The sequence below is a fragment of the Staphylococcus piscifermentans genome (assembly GCF_900186985.1).
GTDB classification, from domain to species: Bacteria; Bacillota; Bacilli; order Staphylococcales; family Staphylococcaceae; genus Staphylococcus; species Staphylococcus piscifermentans.
The window spans coordinates 1,502,821-1,528,650 of record NZ_LT906447.1; the positions used below are offsets into that span (position 1 = coordinate 1,502,821).

The window sequence follows — 25,830 nt, forward strand, 5'->3', positions numbered from 1 at the left end:
CTTACCCATCTAACCCTAAATATACAGCATACAGTCGGGTTGCGAACCCATCGCATGATGCATTACAAAATAAAATGGAAATTTTAACACATCACCGCAACTATCCCTGCTTTTAGCGGTTGTATCTATGGTTTTGGTCCATTGAAAAAAGAAGGTGACAAAATATGCTGAGAGCGTATAAAACCGAAATCAATCCTTCTTTTGAACAATGTCAAACCATCAACCAAACTATCGGCACATGCCGTTGGATTTACAACAAATTCATTGAAACCAATCAATATCTATATGAAAAAGAAAAATCGTATATGGACGGTTATACATTCAGCAAATGGATGAACAATGTATATCTTCCAAGTCATCCGGATAAACATTGGGTTAAACAAAGTGCCAGCAAAGCCATTAAACAATCCATTATGAATGCGCATCGTGCTTATCAGACATTTTTCAAAAATAAACAAGGTTATCCGAAGTTCAAAAAGAAATCGGGTATCGGAAGTTATTATTTGATCGGTACCATTCATGTACAACGGCATCGCATCCAATTGCCGAAGTTGGGATGGATTAAATTAAAAGAAAGAGGTTACATTCCCACAAATAATATAAAATCTGCCACCATCGTTAAAGAATATGACAGATATTATGTGTCGGTATTAGTTGATCAACCGCCTCCCCCTATTTTCAAACCGGAACAGACAGAGGGAATCGGTATTGATTTAGGATTGAAAGAAGCTGTATTCACACCCTCCGGTGTAAAAATCAGAAGCTTCAAAACGAATCAAACTATTATTAAACTTGATAAATCTTTGAAAAGGCAGCAGCGAAAATTATCCAGAAAGAAAAAAGGTTCTCGTAATTGATATAAACAGTTGTTGAAAGTACAAAGATTATACCGACGTATTAAAAATATTAAAAAAGACATCAAACGCAAAGGCATACTCTCTATTCTCCGTACAAATCCGCAATTTATTACGATTGAAAATTTAAATATCAAAGGCATGATGAGAAACAAAAGGTTGGCCAACAGTTTTCAACAGATCGGACTCGGTTACATTGTTGAATGGTTGAAAATCAAGTGTCAAGATTATGGCATCGAATTACGCCAAGTCGACAGATTTTATCCATCCAGCCAAATATGTTCCGATTGCGGACATACACAACCCATGCCTTTGAATCAAAGAACGTATTATTGTAATCATTGCGGAATGATGAAGGACAGAGACATCAATGCCAGTATAAATTTGAAACAAGCAACAGATTACACCGTGATAGTGTAATAAAATAAAGAAAGGAAAACTGCTAAAAGGTTATCACACAATTTAAATGTATAGATAAAGTTTCAAACTACGGTGGGCTACATCGGAAGTAACGCTCTGGGAGAGGTTCATAGACCTGATTTCAATCGAAATCAACCTCATTGAAAAGAGAAATCCTCTAATAACATTTGAATATGTTTTTAGTAGCAGGGATAGAGATGCTGCAAGAAGCCCTTGAAAATTGGTTTGGTTTCGATTCATTTAAACCAGGACAAGAAGCAATCATCGAAAGTATATTACGTCAACAAAATACTCTAGGGATCTTACCAACCGGCAGTGGTAAAAGTTTATGTTATCAATTGCCGACTTATATCATGCAAAAGCCAACCTTAATCATTTCACCCTTGATTTCTTTAATGGATGATCAAGTGATGCAAATGAGAAAAAAAGGTGAACGCGCAGTGTGCTATGTGCATTCCGGTATGGGAATAGATGAAAAAATACAAAATCTTAAGTTAATTAAAAAGGCGAAATTTATATTTTTAAGCCCAGAATTTATATTACATCGCGATAATATTAAATACTTGAACAACATCGATTTAGGTCTGATTGTCTTAGATGAAGCACATTGTATTACAGAATGGGGCTATGATTTCAGACCTCATTACGCCTTAGTCGGTAAAATTACAAAGCGTTTCCCTAAAGCTACAGTATTAGCTTTAACTGCTACTGCCCCTAAGCACTTAAAACAAGATTTGGACGAGATAGTGGGCACGCAGTTTCATGAAATTAAAACTAAAATGGACCGAAGTAATATTTCATTATCACATTTTAATTTCGAGAATGATAAAGAGAAAACGGAATGGTTAATAAACAAGGTAAGCTCAAGTGGACCTACTATCATTTATGTTTCATCTAAGAAAAAATGTCGTGAACTTGCTCAACTTATCTATAATGCCGGTTATTTAACTGGAATTTACCATGGGGACATGTCTTATCAAGAAAGGCAAACTGTTCAACAACAATTTTTGCAAAACGATATTCCAATTGTTGTAGCAACCAGTGCTTTCGGAATGGGAATTAATAAACCTGATATCAGAACTGTAATACATTATCATCTGCCTCCTAGTCCCTCTAGCTACATTCAAGAAATAGGCAGAGCAGGAAGAGATGGCACATACAGTCAAGCTATAAGTTTGTTTCAGCCAGATGATGCATATTTACTAGACACCTTAATGTTTGCTGATGTTATCAACGAAGCCGATATTGAGGCGTTTGAAGCAGGTGGCTTACTTCCAGAAGAAAAACAACGTATTATTGAAGTTCTTCGACAACGCTTTTCCCTAAAAGAAATTCGCCAAATATTTCAACGCTCAGAAATACGCAAAAAAGACGGTTTGATTAGAATGCTAGGATATAAAAACCTTACGACTTGTCGCCGAGAATATCTGATGTCTTATTTTGGTGAAACTATCGAAAAACCTGCATCTTGTTGTGACAATGATCATAATGTAGAAATTATTAATGAAAGAAATACTAAAAAAGTAACAAGAAAGATGGATTATTTAGAAAAACTCAATCAAATATTCATGAAAAATTAAAATTAAGATGAAACTTCATGTTATGGTAGATGAAATGTAGTTAATACATGCTTAATCAACAAATTTAAATCCTTTCTTTTCTACTACACGCTAAAATTATAAATAAGATGGATTTGTCCTTTAAAATTAAGATAAAAAATGTAATATTATATGCATCTTTTATTTGTCGAAGGCTATCCGTGCAAGTTATAATAATAGTGTTAAGATTTAAATTTTTAACTTTCATATTGAGGGGTATGGATACTACATATGAAATTTAATCACTAATTTACAGAGAAAGGATGATGGCGTTGTCAAATAACAACTTTAAAGATGATTTCGAACGTAATCGTCAGTCAATCGATCCAACGCACAATGATGACAATCAGCAAAATTCTGATACATCGATTGATTCCAATGAGCATGATGAAACAAACAACCAAGAACCTAAAACTGGAGCAACTCATTTCCCGCCAAGAGGCTCTCAACGCAGACGTCGCAGAAGAAGAGAAACTGCAAAACACCAATCAAATGAAGCGAATAATGAAGAAGAACTACATACTGATAAAAAAGGTGTAGAAGATAAAGATATCTCTGCTGAAAAAGAAGATAATAAAACTAAAGCAGGTGGGGCTGCTGCAGCAAGTGTCGGCGGGGGAATTATTGGAAAAAAATTGCATGCAAATCATGAAGACAAAGAAAAAGCCTCAGCTCAAAAAAATGAAAAAAGCGACGTAGGAAGTTTAGACGATCGTTCCGACAAATCATATGACAATAGTAGTCGACAAAGTGATAAAGAAGAACAGTCTGCTAAAGAAAAAGATAACCCTGCAGGTAAACAAGCAACTAGTGCTGCAGCTGGCGGTGCGGCAGGCAACAGCGCTGCAAATAAAACTGCAAAGAATAGCGAAAAATCAGTTAACAAAAATGCTGATGAACCACAACAAACAGCTTCTAAAGATAAGCAAAAGCATAATGCAGGTAAAGCGGCTGGTGCTGCAGCTGTAGGCGCTGGTGCTGCTATGGCTGGCAAAGCAGCTAAAGACCACAAAGATTCCAAAGATCATCGTGATGAAAAACAAAAAGATTCAGAAAAGCCAAACGACAAAAAAGATAGTAAAGCTAAAAAAGCTGGGGCAGCTGGAGCTGGTGTTGCCGGTGGTGCTGCTGCAAGCAAAGCGGCTGAATCTCATAAAGACAATAAAAAAGAAGAATCAAAAGATAAGAAACACAACAAAGGTAAAGCGGCAGCTGCTGGTGCTGGCGCGGCAGGCGGAGCTGCAGCTACAAAAGCAGCAAGCGCTCACGGATCCGGCGGCAATAATGGCGGCAACGGTGGTAACGGAGGAAATGGTCCAGAAAATAACGGAAACCATGACGAGCCTAAGAAAAAAGGCGGAATGAAAAAGTTATTGCCATTGTTGTTAGGATTGATTATTATTGCAGCAATTGCGATTTTTGGCGGCATGGCTTTAACGAATCAAGGCGACCACAAAGATGGTAACGACAATAAAGTAGCTAATCATTCTAAAGACAATAAGAAAGATGATGCCAAAGATAAATCATCAGACGCTCAAAAAGACAAGAAATCTGATGATAAAAACAGCAAAGATAAAAATTCAGATAAAACTGCTGAATCCGATGATAGTGCGAATAACCAAAATGAAGATAATGCAAATAACAACGGTACAAATGAATCTGCTAACGCTAATGGTTACGGAGAGAATAGTCAAAATGATCAAAACGGCCAAAACGGTTACAACCAAGATCAACAAGGACAAAACCAACAAAACGCCCAAAATGGTCAATCTAACCAAAATAATCAACAAGCACAAAGCCAACAAGGCGGTCAAACTCACACTGTTTATGGCAAAGAAAATCTTTACCGCATTGCAATTCGCTATTACGGTGAAGGTACACCAGAAAACGTTGAAAAAATCAAACGTGCTAATGGCTTGAATAGTAATAATATCTCTAACGGCCAACAACTTGTTATTCCACAATAAATCATTTCTATACCAGAAACGAGTATCTCCTCGTTTCTGGTTTTTTATGTTTACCAATAATTAAAGTAAAACTCTTTCAAATTCAAATATGACTGATATAATATTATAGGTGAATGAAGGAGGACAATACGATGCAAACAGTCGAAAGTATTATAATAGGCGGCGGCCCTTGTGGTTTAAGCGCCGCTATTGAACAGAAGAAAAAAGGAATTGAAACGCTAGTAATTGAAAAAGGAAATGTGGTAGACGCAATATATAATTATCCAACCCACCAAACTTTTTTCTCATCTAGTGATAAATTGAGTATCGGCGATGTACCTTTCATCGTTGAAGAATATAAACCACGCAGAAATCAAGCGTTGGTGTATTATAGAGAAGTTGTAAAATATCATCAACTTGATGTACATGCGTTTGAAGAGGTCCTCACAGTTAAAAAAATTGGTAAACGCTTTACAATTACAACTACAAAAGACACGTATCAATGCAGATTTCTTACGGTAGCAACTGGCTATTATGGTCAACATAATGATTTAGAAGTAGAAGGAGCTAAATTACCTAAAGTTTTCCATTACTTTAAAGAAGCACATCCTTATTTCGACCAAAATGTAGTCATTATCGGTGGAAAGAACTCTGCTGTTGACGCTGCTTTAGAATTAGAAAAAGCTGGGGCCAACGTCACAGTTCTATATCGTGGTGCAGATTATTCTGCAGCAATCAAACCGTGGATTTTACCAAACTTTGAATCGCTAGTGCGACACGAAAAAATTGATATGCACTTCAATGCAGAAGTTACAAAAATTGACGAGGACAGTGTCACGTATATTCAAGAGGGCGAAACATACACTATACCGAACGACTACGTATTTGCAATGATCGGCTACCATCCTGATTATGATTTCTTGCAAAATATCGGTATTGATATTCATACTAATGAATTTGGAACTGCTCCAGTTTACGACAAAGAAACGTATGAAACTAATGTAGAGAATTGTTATATTGCAGGAGTAATTGCTGCAGGTAACGATGCTAATACGATTTTTATTGAAAACGGAAAATTCCATGGGGGTATCATTGCTCAAAACATTATAGCTAAAAAACAAACACCTTTAGAATCTTAAAGTTAAATTCTAAGTAAAAGCGGGAGCGGAACATTAATTTGTTCCATTCCCGCTTCATTTTATACCTGTGCATCAAAATAAGATTTTAATTGCTGCTCATCAAGATGATTGCTAATAGCCACTAATAACTTCAAACGTGCTTTTTGCCCATTCAAGCCATTTGAAAAAATAACCCCGCGTTGTTCTAAATCATATCCTCCGCCATTATATCCGTATATCGGTCCTACAATCCCGTTAAATGAACGTGAAACTAGAATTACCGGTATTCCTTTTTCCAAACAAGCCATTAAACCATCTAACGCGCTTGGGGGTAAATTACCTTGTCCTAAAGCTTCAATTACAATTCCATCCACATTCTGCTCACTATAAAATTTCAATACATCGCTCCGCATATCCATATAAGCCTTTACAATCGGCACATATAAATCTGAGTCGACCTCATGTAAAATTGTATGATGATAGGGACGATGGTGGAATTGAACACTTGTTTTAGTTAAAACACCTAATGGTCCATGATTAGGACTTTGAAAAGTATTTGTATTTGAAGTGTGAGTTTTGGTTACGTTTCTAGCTGTATGTATTTCATCATTAAAAACAACCATTACACCTTTATCGATTGCTTCATCTGCTGCAGCAACACGTAATGCGGAAATAAAATTATATAAACCATCAGAACCAATTTCATTAGAAGAGCGCATTGCCCCTGTAATGACAATAGGTTGGTTTGTTTTTGTTATCAAATCTAATAAATAAGCTGTTTCCTCTAAAGTATCTGTACCATGGGTAATAACAAACCCATCATAAGTACCGTCTTGACTTGCTTTTTCAATAATATCACGCAGTTTTGCAACATCTGAAATTCCAACATGCGGCGAAGGTAAATTTATCGGATTGATCTCAGTAACATCAGCATATCGGCTTATAACATCTTGATGTTTTGAGATTGGATTTTGTTCATTTTCTATTACTTTATTACTTTCATCTTCAGACATACTGATGGTTCCGCCAGTATGGATGACTAAGATTTTTTTCATAATCAACGCTCCTATATTTTGTATACGTTTTTATGATAAAATATATAAGATAAAACGACAAGGAAGGTTTTCTAAATATGAAGTTAATAAATATTGCAATTGATGGTCCGGCGGCCGCTGGGAAAAGTACAATTGCACGCAAAGTAGCAGAAAGTCATTCAATGATTTACGTTGATACGGGAGCAATGTATCGTGCTATTACCTATAAATATTTACAAGAAGGCAAGCCCGAGGACTTTCAATCTTTAATCGAAAATATTTCTCTCAAATTAATTTATGACGAGGATAAAGGTCAACGCGTTCTATTAAATGGAGAAGATATCACTGATTACCTTCGTTCAAACGAGGTAACGCAAAATGTTTCTTATGTGGCCTCTAAAGCTCCTGTCAGAACTTTTGCAGTAAAAGTACAGCAGCAATTAGCAGCTGAAAAAGGCATCGTAATGGATGGAAGAGATATCGGGACTGTAGTCTTACCCGATGCAGATCTTAAAATATATATGATTGCTTCTGTTGAAGAACGCGCTGAAAGACGACAAAAGGAAAATGAAGAAAATGGGATTCCTTCCTCACTTAATCAATTGAAGAAAGAAATTGAAGAACGTGATCAATATGATATGAACAGAGAAATTTCTCCGTTAAGAAAAGCTGATGATGCAGTAACAGTCAATACTACTGGCAAATCGATTGAAGAAGTTTCTCAAATTATTTCTGATTTGATTGAAAAAGTGGACGCCTGATTAAGTTTTTTTCATAAATCGGCATAATTATTATTAAATCTAAATATTTGTGGTATATAAATAAAGAGAATAAATGTACACGGGTACATCATCCAAATATATTTATTACCAACAGATAGGCAAGAAATTATTACGATAAAAGTGAATAGAGTTAAATTTCTTGACAATTCTGTCAGTTTGTAAGATGTTATAATTATGTAGTGTACAAGGAGGCATACAAGATGACTGAAGAATTCAATGAATCAATGATTAATGAAATTAAAGAAGGAGATAAAATCTCTGGACAAGTCCAAAAAGTCGAAGATAAACAAGTGATTGTTGATGTCGACGGTGGCAAATTTAGCGGTATCGTTCCAATTAGTCAATTATCTACGCATCATATTGACAGCCCAAATGAAGTGGTGAAAGAAGGAGATGCAGTAGAGGCGTATGTGACTAAAGTGGAAGTTGACGAAGAAAATGAATCAGGGGCTTATATCCTTTCTATTCGTCAATTAGAACAAGAGAAGTCTTATGAATATTTACAAGAAAAACAAGATAATAATGAAATTATAGAAGCAAAAGTAACTGAAGTCGTTAAAGGCGGCTTAGTTGTTGATGTAGGACAAAGAGGTTTCGTTCCAGCTTCATTAATTTCTACAGATTTCATTGAAGACTTTTCAAGCTTTGATGGACAAGTGCTAGAATTACGCGTTGAAGAACTTGATCCTGAAAATAATCGCGTCATCCTAAGCCGTAAAGCAGTTGAACAAGAAAGAAACGAAGCTAAAAAAGCTGAGTTATTATCATCTCTATCAGAAGGAGATGTAATTGAAGGTACAATTGCACGTTTAACAAACTTTGGTGCTTTCGTTGATATCGGCGGTGTGGACGGTTTAGTCCATGTTTCTGAGCTTTCTCATGAACATGTTGATAAACCAGAAGATGTCGTATCTGTAGGCGATAAAGTTAACGTTAAAGTGAAATCAGTAGAACAAGATTCTGAACGTATTTCTCTTTCTATTAAAGATACGTTACCAAGTCCATTTGAAAGTATCAAAGGACAAATTCACGCTGATTCAATTATCGAAGGACGCGTTGTACGTTTAACTGATTTCGGAGCATTTGTTGAAATTGCAGCAGGTGTACAAGGCTTAGTGCATATTTCTGAAATCAGTCGCAAACACATCGGTACTCCTAGTGAAGTACTTGAACCTAACCAAGAGGTTACTGTAAAAGTATTAAGTATCGACGAAGAAAGCGAACGTATTTCTTTATCAATTAAAGCTGCTGTTCCTGAAGAAGAAGTGCTTCAAATTGATGATGACGAATCTCGTGATTATATTGAAAACAATGATGACGACGATAATCCAACATTAGGAGAAATGTTTGGAGATAAATTAAAAAATCTTAAATTCTAAGATTTAATACGTCTATATGAGGCCAAGACTGCAGATCGTGTATATTTATTTTGCACATCTCAGTCTTGGCTTTTTTATTTTTTAATAATCTTTTGCTTTAAATGTCGCATGTGATAAAATTAGTTAGATATATTAAAGAGAGGAAGTTAGCTTATGACTAAACCTGTTGTAGCTATTGTTGGTCGCCCAAATGTCGGTAAATCAACAATTTTCAATAGAATTGTCGGCGAGCGTGTCTCTATTGTAGAGGATACACCTGGTGTAACAAGAGACCGAATTTATTCTAGCGGCGAATGGTTGACGCATGATTTTAATGTCATTGATACAGGCGGTATCGAACTGACAGATGCACCATTCCAGACGCAAATTAGAGCTCAAGCTGAAATTGCTATTGATGAAGCTGATGTAATAATTTTTATGGTAAATCAAAGAGAAGGTTTAACACAGACTGACGAAATGATTGCCCAAATGCTATATAAAACAAACAAACCTGTTGTTTTAGCTGTAAATAAAGTTGATAATCCTGAAATGCGCACAGATATATATGATTTTTATGCTTTGGGATTTGGAGAACCTTTCCCAATATCTGGATCGCACGGTCTAGGGCTAGGGGACTTATTGGATGAAGTTGCCAAGCACTTCAAAGACGAAGAAGAAGATCCTTACGATGAAGATACTATCAGATTGTCACTTATCGGACGCCCGAATGTCGGCAAATCAAGCTTAGTAAACGCCATCCTAGGAGAGGAGCGTGTTATTGTATCAAACATTGCCGGCACAACACGCGATGCAATCGATACAGAATATTCTTATGAAGACCAAGATTATGTATTGATTGATACTGCAGGTATGAGAAAGAAAGGTAAAGTTTATGAAGCCACTGAAAAGTATTCAGTATTACGTGCTTTAAAAGCGATTGAAAGATCTAACGTAGTATTAGTTGTTTTGGATGCCGAAGAAGGTATTATTGAGCAAGATAAACGTGTAGCAGGTTATGCGCATGAAGAGGGAAAAGCTATCGTTATAGTGGTCAATAAGTGGGATACTTTAGATAAAGACAGCAAAACAATGAAGAAATTCGAAGATAAAATACGTCAAGAATTCCAATTTTTGGACTATGCACCAATTGCCTTTGTATCTGCAAAAGAAAAACAACGTTTGCGTACACTTTTCCCATTAATTAAAGAAGCGAGCGAAAATCATAAAAAACGTGTTCAAAGTTCAACTCTGAACGAAGTAATTACAGATGCTATTTCTATGAATCCAACTCCGACTGACAAAGGAAGAAGACTTAAAGTCTTTTACGCTACTCAAGTAGCAGTTGAGCCTCCAACATTTGTGGTATTTGTAAATGATGCAGAACTTATGCATTTCTCTTATAAACGCTATTTAGAGAATCAAATCAGAGATGCGTTCGGATTCGAAGGAACTCCAATCCATATTATTCCAAGAAAAAGAAATTAAAGAGACTGAGAGGATGATTTTATGAGTAACGTTGCTGTATTTGGTACAGGCAGTTTTGGTACTGCACTTGCTAATGTACTTGCACAAAACGGCCACGACGTCTTAATGTGGGGAAAAAACAAACAAACCATCGAGGAAATCAATCAATTTCATACAAATTCACGTTATTTGAATGAAGCACATTTAGATAAAGCAATTAAAGCAACTCAAAACCTTAAAGAAGCTACTCAATTTTCAGATACTTATTTAATTGCTTTACCAACAAAAGCTATTAGAGAAGTAGTACAGCAAATTGATGCGGAATTAGACAGCAAAAAAACATTTATCCATGTTGCCAAAGGGATTGAAAACTCCACTTTTGAACGTGTTTCTGAAATGATTGAAGATTCACTTTCTCCAGAACACAACGGTGGCATCGGTGTGTTATCTGGACCTAGCCATGCTGAAGAAGTAGTGATTCAACAACCAACAACCGTAGCAGCTTCTTCTGCAGATCCTAAAGTAAGCAAACAAATTCAAGATTTATTTATGAATGATTATTTACGTGTTTATACTAACGATGATTTAGTAGGGGTAGAACTAGGAGGCGCTTTAAAAAATATAATCGCGGTAGCAAGCGGTATTGTTGCAGGCATGGGATTTGGAGATAATGCTAAAGCAGCTTTAATGACAAGAGGATTAGCTGAAATCAGTCGCTTAGGCGAAGAATTAGGCGCTGATCCAATGACTTTCTTAGGATTAGGCGGTATAGGGGACTTAATCGTAACTTGTACGTCTACCCATTCAAGAAACTATACGCTCGGCTATAAAATTGGTCAAGGAAAAACAGTAGACGAAGCACTATCAGAAATGAGCATGGTTGCTGAAGGATTTTACACAACTGAATCTGTCTACCATTTAGCGAAACAAAAAAATATTGAAATGCCTATTACTTCGGCACTTTACGGCGTCTTGTTCGAAAATGTGCCATTAGATAAGAGCCTTAAATTGCTTATGGGTAGAGATAAAAAGTCAGAATAACAAATATATTATTTTCCATATATAGTATAATTACACATAGACTGGCAAAAATCCTTATAAATCGCGGTTTTGCGCTTGTAAATGATTGCGGTAGCTACAGTCCTTGTGTTAAAGTCATAGCATAATGATATAACAATATCATTACCAAACCCTTGGGGAGGTGACTCATAATGAACAAAACAGATTTAATTAACGCTGTTGCAGAACAAGCTGAATTAACAAAAAAAGAAGCTGGTTTAGCAGTTGATGCTGTATTCGAATCAATTCAAAACTCATTATCTAAAGGTGAAAAAGTACAATTGATTGGTTTCGGTAACTTCGAAGTACGCGAACGCGCTGCCCGTAAAGGTCGCAACCCGCAAACTGGTAAAGAAATCGATATTCCAGCTAGCAAGGTTCCTGCATTCAAAGCTGGTAAAGCATTGAAAGATGCAGTTAAATAATGAATTCAATACTTAAATGAAAAGCCCTTTTTCGGGGCTTTTCTTTTTATCTATTTAAAAATACATACTCAGTTAAATTATTAAAGTACCAAACGAATAATTGTGCACGAAAAGTTCTAGAAATTTGAATATATTCCTCAGTTGAACAAAAGTGATTTTATTTTTGTATATATAATGTTAAGATGATTATTGATTAATAACGTGAGGTGCAGACATGGATTCAACATTAAGTACATTAAAAAACCAAATACAACAAAAACTTAATGGTATACAGCGTCATGAGCCAGTTCAATATAACCAGCAATTGGCTCATGTACTTGATGAACAAAACATTCCGATTCAAGCAAAATTGGCATGCCTCGCGATAGATACATCAATGAGTCATCTCGATTCCATTTCAGGTAATAATTTGTCGAAAAATGCGATTTTAATCGGTGATTTAATCAGTGCGCATTTTTATACGCTTACTGCCGAAATTAATGATTCAGTTTATCTGGAAGCAATGAGCAGTGCTATTATAAAGGTAAATGAATACAAAACTTCATTGCATTATAAAAAGCTGGATAGAGAAGAAATGAAAAATGCAGTTTTGTATATTGAAACTATATTTCCGATCATTACAATTCAACATTTTAAACCGCATGCAGAACTCGATGAAGTGACAGAGCGCTTAACTGCTTATGCTGCACAACATCATCCTTCTTATTTAAAAGGATATTCTGAGATAGAGCTTAACCAAGTTTTTGAAGAAATGAATTGCAATATCAAACAAAGTAGAGGTAATTAAAATGGCGAAAAATAAAGCAGAAAAAGAAAAAGTTCATACGGTATTTCAGAATATATCTACAAACTACGATAAACTAAACAACATTATCAGTTTTGAACAGCATAAAGTTTGGCGCAAACGCGTTATGAAAGCAATGCAAGTCAAAAAAGGCAGTAAAGCGTTAGATGTATGCTGCGGTACTGCAGATTGGACAATTGCATTAAGCAAGGCTGTAGGGCCTTCAGGTGAAGTTATCGGCTTAGACTTCAGTGAAAACATGTTAAAAGTCGGTGAAGAAAAAACGAAAAACATGTCTAATATTCAACTTGTCCAAGGCGATGCAATGAATTTGCCATTTGAAGATAATGAATTTGATTATGTTACTATTGGTTTCGGTTTACGTAACATTCCTGATTACGTTATTGCGTTAAAAGAAATGAACCGCGTGCTTAAACCAGGCGGAATGGCAGTTTGTTTAGAAACAAGCCAACCTACAATCCCAGTATTCAAACAAGGTTATCAACTTTACTTCAAATTTGTAATGCCTATTTTCGGAAAACTTTTTGCAAAATCAAAAGAAGAATACGAATGGTTGCAACAATCGGCTTTCAACTTCCCAGACCGCGATGAGCTCAAAGCGCTATTCCAACTTGCTGGATTTAAAAACATTGAAGTTAAAAGTTTTACTGGCGGGGTAGCTGCGATGCATTTAGGGTATAAGGAAAAAGAAACTGCAAAAGGTGATTAATGTGGAGAAGTTGAACATTAATAAAGAAATCAAGAAAATTGAAAAAGAATTAAAAAATACAATAAAAAGTGAAAATCCTATCTTAGAAGAAGCCTCTTTACATTTGCTATCTTCAGGCGGCAAAAGGGTCCGTCCTTCTTTTGTTGTCTTGAGTAGTGAATATGGATTACATCCACGTAATGAAGAAACATATAAAATTGCTGTTTCTTTAGAACTTATTCACATGGCAACTTTAGTTCATGATGATGTCATTGATCGCAGCGATAAAAGAAGAGGACGCTATACAATCAGCAAGAAGTGGGACCAAGAGACTGCTATCTTAACAGGCAATTATCTGTTAGCACTTGCTCTTAATCATATTTCTTCGATTCAAGATAAAAGGATACATATGATTTTATCCAATGCGATTATCGATGTTTGCCGAGGTGAATTATTCCAATTCCAAGATCAATTCAACACTAAGCAGACTATTACAAATTATCTTCGCAGAATTAATCGTAAAACAGCCTTGTTGATTCAATTAGCAACTGAACTCGGTGCATTATCAGCTGATGCGGATTTAAAAACAGCGAACAAGCTGAAAAGAATTGGGCATTATATAGGAATGAGCTTTCAAATTGTTGATGATGTCTTAGATTTTACAAGTACTGAAAAGCAGCTAGGCAAACCCGTAGGCAGTGATTTAATGAATGGTCATCTGACGTTGCCCGTACTCCTAGAAAGACGAAAGAATCCACAATTCAAAGCTTTGGTTGACTCATTAGGTCCAGAAAGTCCTAAAGAAGACTTTGAATATTGTGTGCGTTATATCCGTTCATCTGAAAGTATTGAACAATCAAAATCTATAAGTAAACATTATTTGAACAAAGCCTTGGATTTATTAGGAGAGTTAGAAACGAGCCCCGCATCAACTTGGTTTAAAAAGTTAATCAAGCGTATGGAATCACGAAACACTTAGTAAAAGCGTGAAATATTTATTGAAAGCGTTTCACTAAACTGTTAAACTTATATTGTATTTAATTAAATGCACTAAAATACACATTGATTCAGGAGGATTTGAGAAATGGAAAGAACTTTTCTAATGATTAAACCAGACGGCGTTCAACGCAAATTAGTCGGTGAAATCATCACTCGTTTAGAGAAAAAAGGATTAAAACTTGTTGGCGGGAAATTTATGACTGTTTCCAAAGAAAAAGCAGAAACACATTACGGTGAACATGCTGATAAGCCATTCTACGAAGGGTTAGTATCATTTATTACTTCAGCACCTGTATTTGCTATGGTAGTAGAAGGAGAAAACGTTGTAGAAGTAACAAGAAATATGATTGGTAAAACAAATCCAACTGAAGCAGCCCCTGGCACAATCAGAGGCGATTTAGGTCTTACAGTAGGCCGTAACGTTATCCACGGTTCAGATTCAGTTGAATCTGCTAAGAGAGAAATCAGCCTATGGTTCGAACCTAACGAGCTCAGTGTTTATACTGCAAACGACGAAGAATGGTTATACGAAAATTAATATAAAAGTATACATTTAAAAATTCATTTTATCCAAACAAACCAGATTGAAATTCGTAATTTCAATCTGGTTTGTTTTTTCACTTTCTGTCAAAAAAGTTATCAAAACATTCTAAATTCTTTATCTTTTATTAAATCTATTGTTCTGCCTACTTTTTACCTATGATATGATAGAGGGTATACTTATAAATAGATTACTCAAATAATGGAATGGAGTGAATGCGTAATGAGATTTTTAACCTCGGGAGAATCCCATGGTCCTCAACTAACAGTAATTATCGAAGGTGTTCCGGCCAATTTAAAAATAACTGCAGAAGATATTAATAAAGAAATGTTCAAACGCCAAGGTGGTTACGGTCGCGGTCGCAGAATGAAAATTGAAAAAGATGCAGTAGAAATTGTTTCAGGAGTAAGAAACGGCTATACATTAGGCAGTCCTGTAACCATTATCGTAACAAATGACGATTTCACTCATTGGAGAAATATAATGGGCGTAGCACCTATTTCAGAAGAGGAACAAGAACAAATGAAACGTACTATTTCTAAACCTCGTCCAGGTCATGCAGATTTAGTCGGCGGTATTAAATATAATCACCGAGATTTAAGAAATGTCCTTGAAAGATCATCCGCACGAGAAACTGCCGCTCGTGTAGCTGTCGGTGCAGTTTGTAAACTCTTGTTACAACAGCTAGGTATAAATGTACTGAGCCGTGTAGTTGAAATCGGCGGCATTAAAGACGATGCTGAATATGATTTAGATACAATAAAAAAATATGAAGACAATAATGATGTCAGAGTCATCAATGAAGATAAAGCTCAGGAAATCCGTAATAAAATCGATCAAGCTAAAAAAGACGGAGATTCTCTAGGTGGTGTGGTACAAGTTATTGTGGAAAATATGCCTGTCGGTGTGGGAAGCTATGTGCATTATGATCGTAAATTAGACGGTAGAATTGCTCAAGGCGTAGTCGGCATCAATGCCTTCAAAGGTGTCAGCTTTGGAGAAGGCTTCAAAGCTGCAGAGAAACCTGGCAGCCAAATTCAAGATCCTATCTTGTACAATGATGAAGAAGGTTATACGCGCGGTTCTAATCATTTAGGCGGCTTAGAAGGCGGTATGAGCAATGGCATGCCTATCGTAGTGAATGGCGTGATGAAACCTATTCCTACTCTTTATAAACCATTAGCTTCTGTAGATATAGAAACTAAAGAACCTTTTAAAGCTACTATTGAACGTTCTGATAGTTGCGCTGTGCCTGCAGCAAGCATTGTATGCGAACATGCTGTAGCATTTGAAATCACTAAAACATTATTAGAAGAATTCCAATCTAATTACATGGAGCAATTAGAACAACAAGTAAATGAAAGACGTCTGCGCAATATTGAATTTTAAAAAAATAGGTGAATGCTTATGCAATTAATGACAACTTATAAGGATAATAACTATCCGATAATAATCGATCACAATGCTATTTTCGAACTAAATCAACTGCTTTCTGCCTATCGTGATGTTGTTTTTATAGTGGATAAAAATGTTGAAAAAGCCGTACCAGAAAAAATACAACAAGCTTTAGCATCTACCCACTCTGAACAGTTCACGCATATCTTGAAAGTTGAAGGTAACGAAACGACTAAAACATTTCCAGTCTACCAACATATAATTGAACACATCTTAGACCAAGGAATTACCAGAAATACTTGTATTGTTGCTATAGGTGGCGGAGTAACAGGTGACTTTGCAGGATTTGTGGCTGCAACTTTACTTCGAGGCGTGGACTTTATTCAAGTACCGACAACTATATTAGCACACGATTCAAGTGTGGGAGGTAAAGTAGGGATTAATACTCCTCAAGGTAAAAACTTAGTCGGTGTATTCTACCGTCCTAAAGCTGTTCTATATGATTTGGATTTCTTAGAAACTTTGCCTTATACTGAAATATCTAGTGGTTACGCTGAAGTGTACAAACATGCACTACTTAATGGAGAGCAAGATCAAAGAGCCATTGAAGCAACCTTTCCAAATAAAGCGGCGCTTTCCTCTTTACAAGATATGGATGCATTCCTGCTTAAAGGTATTCAAACTAAATTAGATATCGTGGTACAAGACGAACGCGAAAAAGGGATGCGTAAATTTCTGAATTTAGGACATACCTTCGGCCATGCAATAGAGTATGATCAAAAGATACCTCATGGTCATGCGGTAATGATTGGTATCTTATATCAATTTGTTGTCGCAAATGAAGTATTGGCTACAGATTTTGATATTCAACACTATATTAATTATTTCGAAGCACTTGATTATCCCTTTAATACAGTTTTAAATAGTAATTTTGACGCTATCATTAAATTAATGTCGAAAGATAAGAAAAACGATGCAACTGGTATTCAAATGGTATTATTAAAAGAAATTGGTCAACCTGAAGTGACACACGTAGAGGAAGATATTATCGAGAAAGCTTTTTATACCTTACAAAATTACCTAAAGTGAGTGAAATGAATGACTAAAACCGAAACAATAAACTTAACAGGGCCCTTGAAAGGGGAATTCGAAGTTCCTGGAGATAAATCAATGACACACCGTGCAATCATGTTAAGTTCCTTAGCAGAGGGGCAATCTGTCATTGAAAAACCGCTTCTTGCCGAAGATTGTTTGAGAACTATGAAAATCTTTGAATTATTAGGTGTAGATTTCGATATTCAAAACAACCGAGTAGTCGTCACTTCTCCTGGATATCAAAAATTCCAAACACCACATCAAGCACTGTATACTGGTAATTCCGGAACGACTACGAGAATTATGGCCGGCTTATTAAGCGGCTTGGGAATACCGTCTGTACTTTCAGGGGATGAATCCATTGGCAAACGCCCTATGAATCGTGTTATTCAGCCGTTAACAGAAATGGGAGCTGCAATAGAAGGAATAGATAACAATTATACACCGCTCGTTATCAGTAAAGCTGCATTGCACGGCATCGATTATAAAATGCCTGTAGCCAGCGCACAAGTAAAGAGCGCCATCTTATTCGCCAGTCTTTTTTCATCAACTCAATCTAGCATTACAGAGATAGGAATCACGCGAAACCATACAGAAACCATGTTTGAGCATTACCACATTCCGTTAAAAGTGGACGGCATGCATATTGAAACGGTTCCAAACGCTATTACCTCCATTCAAGCTGAAGATTTTACTGTTCCTGGTGATATTTCATCGGCTGCATTCTTTATTGTAGCTGCATTGATAACACCAGGCAGTGATATTACAATTCATAATGTAGGCATGAATTCGACACGCTCGGGTATTATTGATATTGTAAAAGAAATGAAAGGTAACATTGAAATTATTAATGAAACGCAAACTGCAGAACCTACCGCTTCAATTCGGATTCAATATACACCAGATTTACAACCCGCAAAGCTATCTGGCGAACTGATTACACGTGCAATTGATGAAATTCCTGTTGTGGCACTTTTATGCACCCAAGCAAACGGTTCTAGCATCATTAAAGATGCTGAAGAATTGAAATACAAAGAGACGAACCGTATAGAAACGACGTCAGATGAATTAGGCTTGCTCGGTTTTGAAGTACATCCAACCAATGACGGGTTTATTATTCATCCGTCTCAATTTGAGCATGCGGCTGAAGTCAGCTCTTATACGGATCATCGGATAGGAATGACACTCGCGATTGCGTCTTTATTAAGTGAAGAAGCTCTGAGTATTAAAAATTTCAATTCAGTCAATACTTCGTTCCCTGAATTCTTACCTCTACTAAAATCGATTTCTCAGAAAGGATAATATGATGGAAGACACAAATAAATTAATCGATGATATTCATCTTCAAAAAATAGATAATCTGGATAGTCGAGTAGAACAAGCGATTACTACAGCAGATGATGATACTTTATTCTTACTTGGAGAAACGCTGTATAATTATGGTTTAACCCCACAAGGATTGGAAGTGTTCCGCGCGCTTTATAATAAATTCCCTGACGAAACAGAATTGTTAAGTTATTTTATTGAGGGATTAATAGCAGAAGATAAAACAGATGAAGCTTTAGAACATTTGAGTCAAGCCGAATTAACTACTGAAAGATTAATGTTAGAAGCAGATTTATATCAACAAATTAATATGCTGGAAGTAGCGATTGATAAAATCGAAGAAGCAATTGAACTCGAGCCTAACGATCCTGTCTTGCATTTTGCATTAGCAGAACTCATGTATTTTGATGGACAGTATTTGCGTGCATCAGCTGAATATGAAACAGTTCTCGAAACGGGAGAGTATATGGTCAACGGCGTAAACTTGTACGCTCGATTAGCTGATAGTGCGCTGCAAAGCGGCAACTATGATGACGCTGTTAAACTTTACGATGAAATTTCAGAACAGGATATGTCCTCTGAAGATTATATGAAGAAAGCGCTTGCTTATGAAAAAAATGATTTATTGCAAGAAGCAGTTAAAATTATGGCTACCTTAATGGATAAAGATCCTGATTTTATGCAAGGTTACTTCTACATTCAACAACTTTACTTGCAGCAAAAAGATTATAAATCTGCAATCGAAGTAGGTAACGAAGGCTTGCGTCTTAATCAGTTCTATAAAGAATTAATGCTTTCTACAGGTAAAATCGAAATAGATCACGGCAACCAAGAAGATGGGATTGAGCATTTACTTAAAGCACTGGAACTTGATAGTTCTTATCAAGAGCCTTTAATAGAATTAAGTAGTCTATATCGGACTCAAGAAAATAATGAAGGCATTATTTCGTTGATGCAATTTGCTGACGAGGACGATTTAGACCCGAGATTCATGTGGAATTTAGCCTATGCCTTAGGAGCAGAAGAAAGAGACAAAGAAGCACAGCATTTCTTTGATATGGCTAAACCTACTTATGAAAATAATCCGGATTTCCTTGGCGATTATTATTTCTTCCTTATCGAAACTGGTCAAATCGAACAAGCTAAAGTATTGTTGCCTCAATTATTAGAATTAGATCCAAATAATGATGAATGGCAACAAGAAGCAGAACGTCTCCAATTATATTAAGATGTTGGTGAATAAAAAATGATTGATAACGAAGCGCTTAGTTTAAAGAAAAGGAATTTCATTGAATACTTGTTATTTCAATATAAATTCAAGTCTAGAATCAGTGTATGGCTGCTCAATCTCATAAAATCCGATTTCAGACGATTAGATAATATTTATTTTGTTGACCAACCTATACCTAATCACCATACGCTTGAACTTTCTGTTTCAGAAACAGAAGCAACAGCAATACAATACTATGACAATCAAGTAGACTACAGAAATACGAATGAGATATTCAGACATATTGCTTATCAGTTTCCAAAGTTTGATATTAAAATCAATTTACCGCAAAGAGATGCTAGAATGGATGAAATACTCTTATCTCAGTTGCTGATATCTCCTGACTACTCTTTGCACTTACATGATTTATATGCAGTAACTATGACACCGCAAGCTGAAATATCCTTGATTAATCGCTTGCAAAATACCATCGATATCAGCTTGCAAATTCATGATTCCGAATACTTCTACAGATTGTCGCATTTGCTAAATACTTTAAAATCAAAATCTATCAACTTTCCAACAAAGGATTAAAATTATGACCTTAATGAATTGGTGGAGATGGGCGTTATATTCTCGTCCGTTTCTTTTATTTGCTTTAATTTGCAATATTCTAGGAACAATCTACGGTTACATTTGGTACGGAAGCCAATTAAAGACTGCACCGTGGTATTTTCAAATATTTATACCTGATAGCCCCACAGCATCACTATTTTTATGTATTGTCTTAGTTCTTTTCTTATTCGGAAAAAATAGTTCCGTAATAGAAGCGCTCGCCTTTACTACATTAATCAAGTACGGTGTTTGGGCTGTCATTATGAACCTCATTTTATTCTATCAATATAACGAGGTTTCGATTAACGGTTTGATGCTCTTGGTTTCTCATGGCATTATGGCGATGGAAGCGATTATTTTCTATCCAAGATTTAAGATTACTTTGCTCGGAGGACTCGTAGCGGTGATATGGATTTTCCATAATGATTTAATAGATTATGTCTTTATGCAATTTCCATTTTATCCATTCATAGATGCGCATCTAGAAATAGTAGCGTATATTGCTTTTATTTTAAGTAGTATTAGTATAATATTATACTTCTGCTTAAGAAAATGGATACAGCACAAATTGTTTGACCAACCTTTACGTTCTCAGTAAAATAATGTTATAAAGGAGTGAGAATTTTGTCTTTCATTAGTCTTATTATTTATTTTGTTATATTAATGATTTTACCGATGTGGGCACAACACAAAGTTAAATCAACTTATGAAAAGTATTCACAAGTTCGTTCTACAAGCGGCAAAACTGGACGAGAAGTGGCTGAAGAAATTTTGAGCGCCAATGGTATAAATGATGTAGATGTTTTAGAAGGCGAAGGTTTCTTATCAGACCATTATGACCCATCTAAAAAAGTAATTCGTTTATCTCCTGCGAACTACAGTCGTCCATCTGTTGCTGGTACTGCTGTAGCAGCACACGAAGTGGGACATGCTATTCAGCATCAGCAAGGATATTTCTTCTTGCGTTTCAGAAATGCTTTGTTCCCATTAGCAAACATCGGAAGTAATTTATCATATCTCTTGATTATGGCAGGTATCATTTTAACAACTATGCAAATGGCAAAAGGAATTGGTACTACAGCCTTATGGATTGGTATTTTCCTAATGGCATTCGCAGTACTGTTTTCAATTATTACCTTGCCTGTAGAATTCGATGCAAGTAAACGTGCAATGAGAAATATTCAAGAATTGCATATCGTTAATGACAAAGAATACAAACATGCGCGTAAAGTGCTAACAGCCGCTGCAATGACATATGTTGCTTCAACTGCTGTTGCTGTAGCTGAACTCTTAAGATTTATCTTAATCGCGCGTTCAAGTGATAATTAAAACTCAATACTCATATTCAAGCCTTGTCAGTAAAATGACAGGGCTTTTTATCTGCTTAAAATCCGCTAAAAATGCATATCTAAAAAATATGAGATATACTATAAATATTAGAAAAAGGAGATGATTGAGAATGAAATCAATGGAAGAAATGCAAAAAGAAGTTGATCAGTACATAGGTCAATTTAAAGCTGGTTACTTCTCACCACTTGCTAACTTAGCTCGCTTGACTGAAGAAGTAGGCGAGTTGGCTCGAGAAATCAATCATGTCTACGGAGAAAAGAAAAAGAAAGATACAGAAGAAGAAAATACAATTAAAGCTGAATTAGGCGATAATTTATTTGTATTATTATGCATTGCCAACTCTCTGGATATTGATATGACAGAAAGCTTTAATGAAACAATGGAAAAGTTTAATACGCGAGATAAAAATCGCTTTGAACGTAAGTAAAGGTATATAAAGGAGAGTCACGAGATATGAAAATAGGAATCACATGTTATCCATCTATGGGAGGTTCGGGCATTATTGCTACTGAACTTGGGATAATACTTGCAGAACGAGGCCACGATGTGCACTTTATCACTTCAAATCTGCCATTTCGTATACGAAAGCCGCTTCCAAATATCACTTTCCACCAAGTTGAAGTCAACCAATATGCAGTATTTCAATATCCACCTTATGATATTAGTCTCAGTACTAAAATCGCATCTGTTATCAAAGAATATGACTTAGATATCTTGCATATGCACTACGCGGTGCCTCATGCAATTTGCGGTATATTAGGACGTCAAATGTCCGGTAAAGATGTCAAGATCATGACTACACTACATGGTACAGACATCACAGTACTCGGCTATGATCATTCATTAAAAGATGCAATCAAATTCGGAATTGAAAATAGTGATGTAGTGACAAGTGTCAGTCAATCTCTAGCAAAACAAACGCAAGATATTATAGGAACTAAAAAGGAAATCATACCTATCTATAACTTTGTACGTGAAATTGATTTTCCTACACAACGAAATGAGAAATTAAAGGAAATGTACGGAATTGCTTCAGATGAAAAAGTATTGATTCATGTTTCTAACTTCAGACAAGTTAAACGTATCGATACTATTTTAGAAACTTTTAAAAAGGTACATGATAAAATTCCTTCTAAATTGCTTCTCTTAGGAGATGGTCCGGAATTAATGGAAATGAAACGTCTGGCACGCGACTTAGGTATTTTAGATGATGTACTATTTTTAGGAAAGCAAGAGTTTGTTAACCAATTTTATCAAATGTCCGATTTAGTTCTACTGCTTAGTGAAAAAGAAAGCTTTGGTCTGACACTTCTTGAAGCAATGAAAACAGGGGTAATCCCTATAGGCTCAACAGCAGGCGGTATTAAAGAAGTAATCAAACATGAGGAAACTGGATTTGTAGTCGATATCGGCGACAGCGAACGTGCAAGCCAGTATGCGATTCAGTTATTAACAGACGAAGAGCTCTATGCAGAAATGCGTAAAAATATGTTAGCCGATATTGCAGAACGATTTAATTCAGACTTTATTGCTGATCAATATGAATATTACTATAAACAAATGTTAGAGGAATAATGATGAATAAAGATTTATTTTTACAATCCGCTCCAATCTTACAACAAATTCAAGAAAGCGGTTATGAAGCATACTATGTAGGCGGCTCTGTACGTGATTATTTAATGGGCCGTCCTATTCATGATATTGATATTACAACGAGTGCTGCTCCTGAAGAGATAGAAGCTATATTCGACCATACTATTCCGATTGGTAAAGAACACGGCACTATCAATGTGGTATACAACCATGAGAATTATGAAGTGACCACTTTCAGAGCTGAGGGGGAATACAAAGATCATCGCCGACCTAGCGAAGTACGCTTTGTGAGAGATTTGTACCAAGATGTTGAACGCCGTGATTTTACTATCAATGCCATTGCAATGGACGAACATTTTGAAATTAAAGATTTCTTTAATGGCTATAACGATATTAAAAATAAAGTAATCAAAACAGTGGGCAACGCTGAAGAACGTTTTGATGAGGATGCTTTACGTATTTTACGTGGTTTGCGTTTTAAATCTCAATTGCAATTTCAAATCGATCCTGCTACTTATCAAGCAATGGCAGATAAAATGGAGGATACAGCATTTTTATCCATCGAACGCATTATTGTTGAGCTGCGTAAATTATTAGAAGGCGTTGATGCACCACTTGTTTACCCTTTGCTCAATCAACTAGAATTTTTCAAATTTGTTCCTTTTTTCAAAGCATTTAACACAGCAGCAATTAAAGTGAAGGAGCCTATCAAATTTGAATTACTTATCGCATTACTGCTTTTTAAAGAACCAAGTGAGGTTGCTTTGTCACAATTAAAGATAAGTAATGACAGTAAAAAAGCAATCCATCAATTTATTAATATCTTTGAAGCGTTGCCAAACATTAAAACAAAAAAAGAATTACGCGTTTTCGTTTATGATTATGGTATCTCTGTACTATCTTATATACTAGATATGAGCAATACTTTAAGCGCTAATGGATTAGAATTAAGTCATCCCTTAATCTTTAACCACGAAACCTTAAAGGAAATAGATCAAAATTTAATTATCCATCAACGTAGTGATATGATGGTTAATGGTAAAGATATATTAGAGGCTTTAGACTTAAAGGGCGGTCCTTGGTTGAAAGAAGTACTTAGAAAAATAGAATGCGCAATTATTAACCAAGAGGTGCCTAACAAAAAAAGTGAAATTGTAAATTGGGTGAAAACACATGTCGAAATATAGTCAAGATGTCGTACAAATATTACATGAAAATCAACCAGAATATGTTTCTGGACAATATATTGCGGAACAATTAAATATCTCCCGCACTTCAGTTAAGAAAATTATTGATCAATTAAAAGCTGAAGGCTGTGAAATTAATTCAGTAAACCATAAAGGACATCAACTTCAGCAACTCGCTGATACTTGGTATCCAGGCATTGTAGAAAAAATTACTGCAGAACAAGGTTTCTTTCAAGAAACTTTTGTTTATCCTACTATCGACTCAACACAACTGGCTGCCAAGCAAAAATTGGTAGGCAACCATGATGCCATTCTAGTATTAAGTAATGAACAAACAAAAGGACGAGGTCGCTTTAACAGACCATGGGACTCTGCTAAAGGCAAAGGGTTATGGATGAGTGCAGTATTTCGTCCCAATGTGCCGTTTTCGATGATTACGACTTTCAACTTATTTATGGCACTGGCAATCAGAGAAACGATACAAGCTTTTTCTATAGATGATGTCGCTGTAAAATGGCCAAATGATATCTATATCGGCCCTAAAAAAGTATGTGGCTTTCTAACTGAAATGTCAGCGAACAGTGATGGTATTGAAGCCGTCATTTGTGGAATAGGTATTAACATGAATCAAGAAGCAAGTGATTTTCCGCAAGAAATAGCTCACCGTGCAACAAGTATTTATAACCACGCAGATGAAAAGATAGACCGTTACGCATTTTTAACTTTATTATTAGAAAATATGAAAACACGCTATATTCAATTCTTAACCGTACCGTTCGAATCTATTCGTGAAGAATATGTGAAACATTCAAATATCTGGAATAGAAAATTGAAGTTTACGGAGAATGATAAACAATTCTCAGGTAAAGCTATCAGTATTGATAAAGACGGTTTTTTACTTGTAGAAGATGAACAAGGCGAAAAACATCGCTTAATGAGTGCAGATATAGATTTATAGAAAGGAGGCG

24 protein-coding genes and 1 pseudogene are annotated in these 25,830 nt (G+C 35.8%); 24 read left to right on the forward strand and 1 reads right to left on the reverse strand.

The features are described from left to right. Positions 1–164: 164 nt before the first annotated feature. The 4 genes and pseudogenes from CKV71_RS12675 to ypdA all read left to right on the forward strand — a co-directional run bounded on the left by CKV71_RS12675 (position 165) and on the right by ypdA (position 5,957). Positions 165–1,274 (forward strand): annotated as a pseudogene (locus tag CKV71_RS12675) (RNA-guided endonuclease InsQ/TnpB family protein). Between the two features lie 197 nt (positions 1,275–1,471). Further along, positions 1,472–2,854, forward strand: a complete 1,383-nt coding sequence (locus tag CKV71_RS07060) for a RecQ family ATP-dependent DNA helicase (protein ID WP_095105172.1) — start codon at positions 1,472–1,474, stop codon at positions 2,852–2,854. 284 nt (positions 2,855–3,138) lie between these two features. Further along, on the forward strand, positions 3,139–4,839 hold the full coding sequence (locus CKV71_RS07065) for a LysM peptidoglycan-binding domain-containing protein (RefSeq protein WP_408641157.1): 1,701 nt from the start codon (positions 3,139–3,141) through the stop codon (positions 4,837–4,839). A gap of 131 nt (positions 4,840–4,970) precedes the next feature. Further along, the gene (gene ypdA / locus CKV71_RS07070) at positions 4,971–5,957 is read left to right on the forward strand and encodes a bacillithiol disulfide reductase YpdA (RefSeq protein WP_095105180.1); all 987 of its coding nucleotides are present in this window, start codon (positions 4,971–4,973) and stop codon (positions 5,955–5,957) included. A 59-nt stretch (positions 5,958–6,016) separates the two neighbouring features. Here the strand turns inward: ypdA and CKV71_RS07075 are convergent, their stop codons facing one another. Then, complete coding sequence (locus tag CKV71_RS07075) at positions 6,017–6,991, reverse strand: asparaginase (RefSeq protein WP_095105182.1); 975 nt, start codon at positions 6,989–6,991, stop codon at positions 6,017–6,019. A gap of 77 nt (positions 6,992–7,068) precedes the next feature. Here CKV71_RS07075 and cmk point away from each other — a divergent pair, with 77 nt between their 5' ends. The 20 genes from cmk (at position 7,069) to CKV71_RS07175 (ending at position 25,820) form a co-directional block, all read left to right on the forward strand. Further along, positions 7,069–7,731, forward strand: a complete 663-nt coding sequence (cmk, locus tag CKV71_RS07080; RefSeq protein ID WP_095105184.1) for a (d)CMP kinase — start codon at positions 7,069–7,071, stop codon at positions 7,729–7,731. A 221-nt stretch (positions 7,732–7,952) separates the two neighbouring features. Continuing rightward, a complete protein-coding gene (gene rpsA / locus CKV71_RS07085; RefSeq protein ID WP_095105186.1) occupies positions 7,953–9,131 on the forward strand; it encodes a 30S ribosomal protein S1 in 1,179 nt (392 codons plus the stop codon). A gap of 153 nt (positions 9,132–9,284) precedes the next feature. Then, positions 9,285–10,595, forward strand: a complete 1,311-nt coding sequence (gene der / locus CKV71_RS07090) for a ribosome biogenesis GTPase Der (protein WP_095105187.1) — start codon at positions 9,285–9,287, stop codon at positions 10,593–10,595. Positions 10,596–10,616: 21 nt separating this feature from the next. Further along, on the forward strand, positions 10,617–11,615 hold the full coding sequence (locus CKV71_RS07095) for an NAD(P)H-dependent glycerol-3-phosphate dehydrogenase (protein ID WP_095105188.1): 999 nt from the start codon (positions 10,617–10,619) through the stop codon (positions 11,613–11,615). 170 nt (positions 11,616–11,785) lie between these two features. After that, positions 11,786–12,058 carry an HU family DNA-binding protein gene (locus CKV71_RS07100; RefSeq protein WP_047131051.1) on the forward strand — a complete coding sequence of 91 codons (273 nt, stop codon included), beginning with the start codon at positions 11,786–11,788 and terminating at the stop codon, positions 12,056–12,058. A 214-nt stretch (positions 12,059–12,272) separates the two neighbouring features. Continuing rightward, a complete protein-coding gene (locus tag CKV71_RS07105) occupies positions 12,273–12,845 on the forward strand; it encodes a heptaprenyl diphosphate synthase component 1 (protein WP_095105189.1) in 573 nt (190 codons plus the stop codon). 1 nt (position 12,846) lies between these two features. Continuing rightward, a complete protein-coding gene (locus tag CKV71_RS07110; RefSeq protein ID WP_095105191.1) occupies positions 12,847–13,572 on the forward strand; it encodes a demethylmenaquinone methyltransferase in 726 nt (241 codons plus the stop codon). Position 13,573: 1 nt separating this feature from the next. Further along, the gene (locus tag CKV71_RS07115; protein WP_095105192.1) at positions 13,574–14,530 is read left to right on the forward strand and encodes a polyprenyl synthetase family protein; all 957 of its coding nucleotides are present in this window, start codon (positions 13,574–13,576) and stop codon (positions 14,528–14,530) included. 105 nt (positions 14,531–14,635) lie between these two features. Next, a complete protein-coding gene (ndk, locus tag CKV71_RS07120; protein ID WP_015900350.1) occupies positions 14,636–15,088 on the forward strand; it encodes a nucleoside-diphosphate kinase in 453 nt (150 codons plus the stop codon). A gap of 225 nt (positions 15,089–15,313) precedes the next feature. Continuing rightward, on the forward strand, positions 15,314–16,480 hold the full coding sequence (aroC, locus tag CKV71_RS07125) for a chorismate synthase (protein ID WP_095105194.1): 1,167 nt from the start codon (positions 15,314–15,316) through the stop codon (positions 16,478–16,480). A gap of 18 nt (positions 16,481–16,498) precedes the next feature. Further along, positions 16,499–17,575 (forward strand): 3-dehydroquinate synthase, encoded by a 1,077-nt coding sequence (aroB, locus tag CKV71_RS07130; RefSeq protein ID WP_095105195.1) that lies wholly within the window; start codon positions 16,499–16,501, stop codon positions 17,573–17,575. Positions 17,576–17,584: 9 nt separating this feature from the next. Next, positions 17,585–18,883, forward strand: a complete 1,299-nt coding sequence (gene aroA / locus CKV71_RS07135; protein ID WP_095105197.1) for a 3-phosphoshikimate 1-carboxyvinyltransferase — start codon at positions 17,585–17,587, stop codon at positions 18,881–18,883. 4 nt (positions 18,884–18,887) lie between these two features. Continuing rightward, positions 18,888–20,135: a tetratricopeptide repeat protein gene (locus CKV71_RS07140; protein ID WP_095105198.1), complete on the forward strand. Its 1,248-nt coding sequence runs from the start codon at positions 18,888–18,890 to the stop codon at positions 20,133–20,135. 18 nt (positions 20,136–20,153) lie between these two features. Further along, positions 20,154–20,711: a YpiB family protein gene (locus tag CKV71_RS07145; RefSeq protein ID WP_095105204.1), complete on the forward strand. Its 558-nt coding sequence runs from the start codon at positions 20,154–20,156 to the stop codon at positions 20,709–20,711. A gap of 4 nt (positions 20,712–20,715) precedes the next feature. Beyond that, entirely contained in the window at positions 20,716–21,330 is a 615-nt protein-coding gene (locus CKV71_RS07150) for a DUF1405 domain-containing protein (RefSeq protein ID WP_095105210.1), read from the forward strand. Positions 21,331–21,356: 26 nt separating this feature from the next. Then, a complete protein-coding gene (locus CKV71_RS07155; protein ID WP_095105216.1) occupies positions 21,357–22,061 on the forward strand; it encodes a zinc metallopeptidase in 705 nt (234 codons plus the stop codon). Between the two features lie 130 nt (positions 22,062–22,191). After that, complete coding sequence (locus tag CKV71_RS07160) at positions 22,192–22,509, forward strand: nucleotide pyrophosphohydrolase (protein WP_095105220.1); 318 nt, start codon at positions 22,192–22,194, stop codon at positions 22,507–22,509. 26 nt (positions 22,510–22,535) lie between these two features. Further along, a complete protein-coding gene (bshA, locus tag CKV71_RS07165) occupies positions 22,536–23,657 on the forward strand; it encodes an N-acetyl-alpha-D-glucosaminyl L-malate synthase BshA (RefSeq protein WP_095105222.1) in 1,122 nt (373 codons plus the stop codon). Positions 23,658–23,659: 2 nt separating this feature from the next. Beyond that, positions 23,660–24,862 (forward strand): CCA tRNA nucleotidyltransferase, encoded by a 1,203-nt coding sequence (locus CKV71_RS07170; protein ID WP_095105224.1) that lies wholly within the window; start codon positions 23,660–23,662, stop codon positions 24,860–24,862. After that, on the forward strand, positions 24,849–25,820 hold the full coding sequence (locus CKV71_RS07175; protein ID WP_095105226.1) for a biotin--[acetyl-CoA-carboxylase] ligase: 972 nt from the start codon (positions 24,849–24,851) through the stop codon (positions 25,818–25,820). Before CKV71_RS07170 ends, CKV71_RS07175 begins: the two co-directional genes overlap by 14 nt. Positions 25,821–25,830 lie beyond the last annotated feature (10 nt).